This window comes from Dietzia sp. SLG310A2-38A2 (assembly GCF_014145095.1).
Classification (GTDB): domain Bacteria; phylum Actinomycetota; class Actinomycetes; order Mycobacteriales; family Mycobacteriaceae; genus Dietzia.
Genome location: NZ_JAALDX010000361.1, coordinates 1,150 through 2,919, shown reverse-complemented (window position 1 = coordinate 2,919; position 1,770 = coordinate 1,150). Strand labels below are relative to the sequence as shown.

Here is a 1,770-nt window from a genome sequence, read left to right as displayed (position 1 = left end):
CCGGCCGTCGGGGCGGCGGTCGGACTATCCCTCTACGCGGCCGCCGCGGGCTTTGCGCGCCACGCCGTCCGCCGCCTCGGGGGGGTCAACGGGGACGTCCTTGGGGCGGGGATCGAGGCGGGCACGGCCGTGGCCCTGGTCGTCGCCGTCATCCTGACTTGACCCGTGGCTCGCGCGTCAACGAGAAGAGCGTTCCGCACACCTCCTACTCGGGAAACGTGTGCGGAACGCTCTTGGCGATGGAATCGCGTCGGGGCGGGGGCCCGGTGGGCGGGGGCCCGGTCAGGCGAGCGTGGTCATCCACCCGAATGTGTCGGCCACGGACCCGCGCTGGATCCCGGTGAGGGTCTCGCGCAGACGCATGGTGATCTCGCCGGGCCCGCCGTCGGCGACCGAGTACCCGCCCTCGGCGTGCTTGACCGAGCCCACAGGGGTGATCACGGCGGCGGTCCCGCAGGCGAACACCTCGGTGATCGCGCCGGAGGCGACCCCGGACTCCCACTCCTCCACCGAGACCTTCCGCTCGGTCACCGGGTAGCCGAGATGGCGTGCCAACCGGATGAGGCTGTCGCGGGTCACGCCGGGCAGCAGTGAACCGGACAGCTCCGGGGTGACGATCTCCGCCGAGTCTCCGGTGCCGAGGATGAAGAACAGGTTCATCCCGCCCATCTCCTCGACGTACTTGCGCTCGATCGCGTCCAGCCAGACCACCTGATCGCAGCCCTCGGCGGCGGCCTGCTCCTGAGCACGCAGCGACGCCGCGTAGTTCCCCCCGAACTTCGCCGCGCCGGTTCCGCCGGGGCTGGCCCGCACGTACTCGGTGCTCAGCCACACGCTCACGGGGGCCACACCGCGCGAGAAGTAGGCGCCGGCGGGCGAGGCGATGACCGAGTAGAGGTACTCGTCGGCCGGCCGCACTCCCAGGCCGGTCTCCGTCGCGATCATGAAGGGCCGCAGGTAGAGCGCCTCCTCCCCGCCGGCGGCGGGAACCCAGTCGCGGTCGATCGCCACGATCTGCCGGAGGGACTCCATGAACACCTCCTCCGGCAGCGTCGGCATGGCCAGACGCTGCGCGGACCGGTTGAAGCGCGCCGCGTTCTGCTCCGGCCGGAAGGAGGCGATGGAGTCGTCCGCCTGCCGGTAGGCCTTGAGTCCCTCGAAGATCGTCTGGGCGTAGTGCAGGACCACGGCGGACGGGTCGATGGACAGGGGTGCGTACGCCTCGACGACCGGGGTACCCCACTGCCCGTTCGAGTACGGGAGGGTGACCATGTGGTCGGTGAAGTGCTTGCCGAAGCCGGGGGCGGCGAGGATGGCTTCGCGCTCGGTGGCCGTCCTCGGTGTGGCCGAGGGGCGGATGTCGAACTGGGACATGTCGTCTCGCTTAGGTGAGAAGGGGCGGGTCAGCGGGTGCGGATCTCGACGAGCGGGGGTACCGCGAGGCGGCACGGTACCTCTCGCCCCCGTACGTCGACGACGACCTCGTCGCCCTTCTTCAGTCCGGCGTCCAGCTCGACGAACGCGAGCGCGATCCCCGTTTTCAGGGTCGGCGAGAACGTGCCGGAGCTCGTGACGCCCACGTCGCGTCCGCCGGCCCGCACGGTCTGGTCGGCGCGCAGCACGCCGCGGCCCGTGACCTCGAGCGCGTACATGCGCCGGGCGGGCCCGGCCTCCTTCTGACGCAGCAGCTCGTCGCGCCCCCAGAAGGACGGTTTGTCCCAGCCGATGGCCCACGCGCAGCGGGCCTCGAGCGGACTGAGGTCGAGGGAC

The 1,770-nt window shown here is 71.4% G+C and carries 3 protein-coding genes; 1 reads left to right on the top strand and 2 read right to left on the bottom strand.

Annotation, left to right across the window (positions count from 1 at the left end; all coding sequences use genetic code 11):
- Nucleotides 1-162: adenosylcobinamide-GDP ribazoletransferase (locus G6027_RS12795; protein ID WP_182637509.1), on the top strand; the 162-nt coding region annotated here is incomplete at its 5' end.
- A gap of 120 nt (nt 163-282) precedes the next feature.
- Here G6027_RS12795 and G6027_RS12790 read toward each other — a convergent pair.
- Nucleotides 283-1,374 carry a branched-chain amino acid aminotransferase gene (locus G6027_RS12790; RefSeq protein ID WP_182637508.1) on the bottom strand — a complete coding sequence of 364 codons (1,092 nt, stop codon included), beginning with the start codon at nt 1,372-1,374 and terminating at the stop codon, nt 283-285.
- Nucleotides 1,375-1,403: 29 nt separating this feature from the next.
- On the bottom strand, nt 1,404-1,770 hold a 367-nt coding region (locus G6027_RS12785), incomplete at its 5' end, for a glycine cleavage T C-terminal barrel domain-containing protein (RefSeq protein ID WP_277612344.1).